This window comes from Streptosporangium sp. DT93 (genome assembly GCF_049844535.1).
Classification (GTDB): Bacteria; Actinomycetota; Actinomycetes; order Streptosporangiales; family Streptosporangiaceae; genus Streptosporangium.
In genome coordinates this window covers 1-255 of record NZ_JBNCLF010000110.1, presented here as the reverse complement: position 1 = coordinate 255, position 255 = coordinate 1, and the positions used below count along the sequence as shown (strand labels likewise).

Here is a 255-nt window from a genome sequence, read left to right as displayed (position 1 = left end):
GCATGAACGCCACCAGCAGGTTCTTGCCCAGCGCCATCTCACCGCTGTCGGTGCACGGCCCGTCGGCCACGACCTGGCCGGCCTCGACGCGGTCGCCCTCGGCCACGATCGGCTTCTGGTTGAAGCAGGTGCCCTGGTTGGAGCGCCCGAACTTCGCCACCCGATAGGTCGTCCGCGAGCCGTCGTCGTTCATGACCGTGACGTAGTCGGCGGAGACCTCCTCCACCACGCCCGCCTTCTCGGCGGTGATCACGT

General features: G+C 68.2%; 1 protein-coding gene. It reads right to left on the bottom strand.

Going from position 1 to position 255, the window contains the following annotated elements:
* The coding region (locus ACLQ2R_RS39700; protein ID WP_425966567.1) for a hypothetical protein at positions 1–255 on the bottom strand (255 nt) is incomplete at both ends.